This is a genomic window from Algibacter sp., from assembly GCF_049667265.1.
GTDB lineage: Bacteria > Bacteroidota > Bacteroidia > Flavobacteriales > Flavobacteriaceae > Algibacter_B.
Genome location: NZ_JBATHX010000404.1, coordinates 1 through 5,965, shown reverse-complemented (window position 1 = coordinate 5,965; position 5,965 = coordinate 1). Strand labels below are relative to the sequence as shown.

The following is a 5,965-nucleotide window of genomic DNA, read 5'->3' as shown; positions in this document are numbered from 1 at the left end:
GTGATGTTTTTGATTTTAACACCTTTAAATTTTCTGTTCTAAATATTCCAAACTACTGGCATAAACACGGTCATTTCGGCTTGCCCTCTATTACTCCATGCAAAATATGGAACTAACTGTGTTTTATGAGATTTAAAAATTGGTTTTGAAACCGCTTGATACATCTCATCTGTTTTACCTTGTCTTAGCAAGAGTTCTGCATTTACGACTGTAACGCCACCTAAAAAATCTGATTTATGAACAGCTTCTAATGGTACGTTTCCATTTAAATAAATATCTAAAATCCCTGTATCTTTTGGTAAATCTGGTGTTTCAATACAATATACAATAGGGCCTCTTTTAACAGCAACTTGATTTCTAACTTCTTCAATTCGGTCATGGCCTTCAATGAGTGTTACTTCCATTGGCATATCTAAAACAATGTTGTCTCCCACTTTCCAAGTTCTTTTAATAGTTGCAAAAGTCCCTGGTATCACTTCAACTCCAGAGTCTTCGCCATTTACCTTTAATGTGCTTCCTACCGCCCATTTTGGAATTCTAACTTTAATGTCAAACGCTGAATTTTTGCAGGCATCGACATTTATTTTCACTAAACCTTTCCAAGGATATTCGGTGTCTTGTGATAATTTTAATGTAGAACCATCCAACATAGTCGTATCTAAATTATTTGAGCCAAATAATACGACAGCTACTCCGTTTTCAGATAGATTATAAGCCCATCCTGAACTTTTACAAATGGTTCTTACTAAGTTTGGAGGACAACAAAAACACTCTAAATAAGGTTGTCTAACCGGACTTTCAGTAACATCGGCATGTGAATCATAATTTCTAGAATTGTTTACCATTCGTAATGGATTTGAATAGAAATAGTCTTTCCCTTCAATACTTATTCCTGATAAACCGCTGTTATACAATACTAATTCGATAATGTCAGCATATCTAGATTCTTCTTTAATTGCCATCATTCTGCTACTAAACATAGCGTTACATAAATTAGCACAAGTTTCATTATAGGCGGTCATGTTTGGCATCATATAAGCGTCTATAAAGCCTTCTTCAATCATATCTAAACTGGTAGAAGCTCCATAATGCGCTTGTCCTACGGCACCCGTTACATACATTTTTTTACCAGTAACATTTTCCCATAATTTATCTAAGGCATCAATAAGTGCTTTTTCACCAGTTTCTGCATAGACATCAGCAGCTCCTGCATAATAATATAGTGCTAAAACGGCATGACCTACAGCTTCTTCTGATTCTCTAAAAGGTGTTCTTTCTTGCACCATATCTCCAATTGGATATCCAATAGTAGTTGAATCGTGTTTAATTTCAAAGGTGCCTCTTCTATTAATGAATTTTTCGGCTAACTTCAAGTATTTCTTATCTCCTACGGTTCTGTACAATTCAACCAATCCCATGATTTGTGTTTGGTTAAAGCCAAAACGTTGATAGTGTTTGGTATCTGGCATAAAATAGGCATGCAATAAATCGGCCATTTTAACAGCAATATCTAAAAAGTTGCGTTGCCCTGTAATTCGATAATGAACCGAGCCTGCTATAAACAGATGCCCGAAATTGTACATTTCATGGTATTTTCTATTCTCAAATCGGTCTACGCCTTCTGTTATTTGAACATGTGTATGGATATACCCGTCATCTTCTTGAGCTTTTCCAATAATATCGATGTATTCATCTAATTCTTTTAATAAAGATTCATTTTTAGTTAGCCCATAGATGTACATTTTGGCTTCCATGAATTTAAAAAAGTCACCATCATGCCAGTAAAATCCTTTATGTTCTCCTTCTTTTAAGCCTGCTGCAATTTTAAAATTATTTAGGCCATGCCCAATATCGCCGCATAACAAATCTCCCATATAAGGAAGCATTTTATCTTCTGCAGACTTTACTCTTTCTGCCCAAAAACCTTTTGTCCATGAACAATCTCCAAAATTGATGCTTTTTAATTTTACAAATGGACTTTGCGAATTATTAGTGATTGCGTTGCTATGTAAGTTTGAAGTAGTACTCATTAATTTTTATTTTTATTTAAGAAACGTTCTGAGAGAATCGAGATTCTTATGTGTTATTTAACTTTTTTAATTACGATATCGTCTATAAATAACTTTGCCGCTTTGGTTTCAGGCAAATCTTCTTTACGGATTTCTAATATTATTCCATCATTTATAGCTGATGCTTTTGCTCTTGAAACTTTAGCTTCAATAGTTACCCATTCTTTTCTTGGTAGCTTTTTTAACTCCGAAAAAATTATATTTGTTTTAGGATTCATTAAGGTTACGTGAATTGAATCTGTAATTCTTCCTTGATCTAACCAAACTTTCATGGATAAGTTATAGTCTCCTGCCTGAAGATTTAAAACCCCTTCTGGTGTTTTGGCAACAACCTTATCTACGTTTAGTGAATCGTTTTTTCCATACCCAAAGAATTGAAGCGCTTCTACGCCACTTGCATAGTGTCCTTCGGTAATTTTTAAATATTTTGAAGAACCTTCATCAAATATCCAAAACTTTTGATAATCATTTGGTTCTGAATCTTCTGGAACCATATCTAATGGACGAGGGTTTTCTTCAAATAATATTGGACCTTCAAATCCGTAAAAAGCTCTATCTTTAATTAATAAGTTTTCTGATGGTTTTTGCCAAACTCTCATATATTCTACCTCAAAAGTTGCAGGCAATTCTTCTTTATGAGGAACGCCTAACCATTTGAAAATTTCTGAATCTAGCCAAACTTCCATAGGGTTGTTAAGTACCCAATCTGTTCCTAATTCATCTTGTGTAAAACCATGAACAAATTGTCCATCCCGGAATATTTTCAAATAATCTTCTCCCCATTCCACACCGTATACATGAAAACCTTCTGAAGTTGTAAAGGGTACGGTTTCATCGTAACCAAAAGCTTTTGTTGGTCTAACCGCTGGTGGACTCCAATCGTGTATTGCTGTTCTATTTGTATTATGACTTATTGAACCTTCTTTAGCAATTTTAGGAACTGCTAATTGCTCGTATATATCTAATTCTTGCTCATAGCCTATTGCCCAAAATGCTGCTGTCATGGCTGCTTTTGGGGCTTTAGATTTTACTTCCATATAGCCATTTAAGAATCTTTTTTTACTTACAATAGCTGCTGTGGTTACTGGCAAAGGTTTCCCTTCGTGCACGCCATAAGTATCCTTATGAGCACCATCTGCATAACTCTCTTTTGCAAAGTTATAATCAGGTTCCCATTGTGTTACAATTTTTAAATTCCCTTTTTCAACAATTACATTGTGAGGCGCATATTGAGAAGGTGCTCGCCCCTTCCAGATATAATAATCACCATTTTGACCTTCTACAAACCACTTGGTTGTATCAATTTGAGTGCCTTCAAATTCATCGCTGAGTTCTTCGTTTAATACCCAACCCCCTTTATTTTCAGGGTCTGAAAATGGCAGAAATTTAGACTCATCAATGGTTTTTTCAACAACTGTTTCATCCTGCTTTTTTTGCTGACAACTCACATTAAAAAGTGTAAACACACCTACTAAAGTGAAAATGTAAATTTTTATATATTTCATTAGTGTATATTCTTTTAATTACTTTTTTTGAAGTTTTAATTGAATTTCTTCGATAGTCAAATTTTTAGTTTCTGGCAGGTATTTGTAAAGAATTATTAATCCTATAAAAACGATTCCACCATAAAATAAAAATATAGTACTTGCACCCATGGTTGCCAGTTGCCAAGGAAATAAGAACTGTGTTAAAGCACTTATTGTACTAGAAAGCAATGCAAAAAATGGAATGGCAATTCCTCTAACAGAAATTGGAAAAATTTCCGATAGTAAGACCCACATAATTGGGCCGACCGAAAAATGAAATGCTGCAATAAAACTTAAAATACCAATAAGAATTAAAGTGGCATTAAGTACGGCCGATTTTTGAAGAAAAACACTAGAATTGTCTCTGGCAGAAATATCTCCCATTACGCCTTTTACGGCTTCTTTAAACTCTATATCAGTAGCGAATGACACACCAACTAAAGCCGATAATTTATTTACATCTGGAATGTCTTGCATTTCAGCGATAGCCTCATTGGTCACTTCATACTTAGCTGAACCAAAGCCATAAGCACATATTCCAAGACTTAAAATCACCCAAATCAAACCAGAAATCATCATTGGGCGTCTTCCTAACTTGTCTATTAATACTAATGATAATACCGTAAAAAGAATACTTGTTAATCCTATCCAGATGGCTTGTTGAAATGCTGCTTGCTCTCCTAGACCTAACTGCTCCATTACTGTTGGTGCATAGGTTAAAACAGCGTTGATACCTGTAGATTGTTGCACTATAGCCATTGTAAATGCTACAATTGTAACGATAGTCATCTTTTTACTAAAGATTTCTTTCATCTGACTTCCTACCGATCTATCTTGATTACTTTCTTCAACACTTAGTTTCATTTCTGCTACGTGTGCATCAATTTCATTTTCTGCAACAACTTTGGATAATGTACGTTTTGCTTCTTCATACTTACCTTTATATATTAACCAAGCTGGACTACGAGGAACAAGATAGAGTAATCCAAACCAAATTAAAGCTGGTACAATTTCAATACCTAACATCCATCTCCAAGTATATTGCTTTAATCCAATAGCAGTTACCCATGCCGCATCAGAATTAGTATTTTGAAGTATCCAATAATTAATAAAATATGCTGCTGTAAGACCAATAACTATGTTAATTTGAGTCATTGACACTAACTTTCCTCGAAACTCAGCTGGTGCTATTTCTCCAATATACATAGCTGCTAAAGTAATCGAACTAAATGCTAAACCTCCAAGAAGACGCGCTGCAAATAATGTAACAAAAGAAGGTGCAAACGCAGAACCTAATGCTGAAATTAAATACAAAGCCGCAATAACTTTTAAAGTTGCTTTCCGTCCATATTTATTACTAGCCCATGCTGCTAATGGTAAGGCTATTAAAACACCTATTCCGGGTCCAAACCCTAGAGCACCAACTTGCCACTCATTTAAATTGAACTCTGCTGTAATGAATTTGAATGCTCCAGAAATTAAAGCAGCATCAAGCCCAAAGACAAAACCACCCATTGCTACAATGGTAGAGTATTTATAGGCGTTTTTTTTAAAATTGCTCATATTAATTGAATTATTTAGTTGGTTTGGTAGTTGATAAAAATTAGTTCTTTTTTCCTATTAAAATTTTAGTATTCAAAGTGGTGATATTTTTTTCTAAGGTTTCACCATTAGTATAGGTTACTTTGACTTTTATAGCTTCCTTACATGTTCCTAATCCGAAATTCATGAAATTATTAAACCCCTGAGAATATTGCGCACCTGTTGAACCTACTCTTAGAATTTGCTTGTTATTACACGATTTCACTTCAACTATAGCTCCTAAAGCTGTTACTTTTCCTGAATTAGAACTTCCTACTTCAATAGTAATAAAGTTGTTATCTTTAGCATCTTTTAGTTCATTTTTAAATAAGTGCCACAATCCTCTTTCATTTCCTAAAATCACATCTGTTTTTCCATCTTGATTATAATCGATAGTTTCGACAGCCATTCCTATGGCGCCTAATTCTGTAGAAATAATTTGATGATTACTTAATTTTTCGAAACCAGATTTTCCTTTATTTAGATAAATTGTAGATTCATTAACATGAACTAAATCGCCTCTTTTTGTAATTAAAATATCTTGAAAACCATTATTATCAAAATCTGCAATGGTTACACCTTCATTATTTGATGCCTCAAAAACATGTAGTTCTTTCGTAACATCAACCAATTTCCGTCCTTTATTTTCTAATAAAATATCGCTTAATTCTTCCGGATGATTAAAATTTGGATAGCCTTCTACGCCATGAACAATTCCAGTAGCTGGTGCCCAAAGATAACCAGCTATTCTCCATTTTTTATTGCCAATATAACCTATATACCAACCTG

General features: G+C 34.2%; 4 protein-coding genes. All 4 read right to left on the bottom strand.

Translation table 11 applies throughout. The features are described from left to right. Nucleotides 1–38: 38 nt before the first annotated feature. On the bottom strand, nucleotides 39–2,030 hold the full coding sequence (locus tag WBN21_RS14195; protein WP_424201396.1) for a glycoside hydrolase family 127 protein: 1,992 nt from the start codon (nucleotides 2,028–2,030) through the stop codon (nucleotides 39–41). Between the two features lie 53 nt (nucleotides 2,031–2,083). After that, nucleotides 2,084–3,574, bottom strand: coding sequence for a family 16 glycosylhydrolase (locus tag WBN21_RS14190; protein WP_424201394.1), 1,491 nt, complete (start codon nucleotides 3,572–3,574; stop codon nucleotides 2,084–2,086). An 18-nt stretch (nucleotides 3,575–3,592) separates the two neighbouring features. Next, a complete protein-coding gene (locus tag WBN21_RS14185) occupies nucleotides 3,593–5,158 on the bottom strand; it encodes an MFS transporter (protein WP_424201392.1) in 1,566 nt (521 codons plus the stop codon). 40 nt (nucleotides 5,159–5,198) lie between these two features. Further along, on the bottom strand, nucleotides 5,199–5,965 hold a 767-nt coding region (locus WBN21_RS14180; RefSeq protein ID WP_424201390.1), incomplete at its 5' end, for an FG-GAP repeat domain-containing protein.

Coding starts and splice junctions, on each gene's coding strand:
- WBN21_RS14185 (WP_424201392.1), bottom strand. CDS start 5,158: ATGAGCAATTTTAAAAAAAACGCCTATAAATACTCTACCATTGTAGCA.
- WBN21_RS14190 (WP_424201394.1), bottom strand. CDS start 3,574: ATGAAATATATAAAAATTTACATTTTCACTTTAGTAGGTGTGTTTACA.
- WBN21_RS14195 (WP_424201396.1), bottom strand. CDS start 2,030: ATGAGTACTACTTCAAACTTACATAGCAACGCAATCACTAATAATTCG.